This window comes from Salinimicrobium oceani, assembly GCF_012037645.1.
Genome location: NZ_JAAVJR010000896.1, coordinates 1 through 394 on the forward strand (window position 1 = coordinate 1; position 394 = coordinate 394).

General features: G+C 38.8%; 1 protein-coding gene. It reads left to right on the forward strand.

Annotated features, from left to right (window positions below; genetic code table 11):
• Positions 1-7: 7 nt before the first annotated feature.
• On the forward strand, positions 8-394 hold a 387-nt coding region (locus tag HC175_RS19940; protein ID WP_235942706.1), incomplete at its 3' end, for an asparagine synthase-related protein.

Here is a 394-nt window from a genome sequence, read left to right on the forward strand (position 1 = left end):
ATCAGAATTGAAGTCAATCACAGCTGTACTTGAAAACAAACCTACGATTTCCAGAAAAGGTTTAAGTCTCTATTTTCAGCTGACGTATATTCCGGCTCCTTATACCATTTATGAAGGAATCCATAAGCTGGAGCCAAATCATTTTCTGGAAATAGATTGTAATGGCTTTAAGGTCAAATGCACAGAGATTGAACAGGATCTTCCGAATAATCTGGCTCCTGATTTAAATTTTCAAAAGGCTAAGGTGCTTACCCATGATCTTATTAATGAGAGCGTAGAATCCCGCTCGGTTGCAGATGTACCAATTGGAACCTTTCTGTCCGGAGGTGTGGATTCCTCTATTGTTTCATTAGCTCTTGCCCGTCAAAGAGAAGATAAAATTAATACCTTCTCT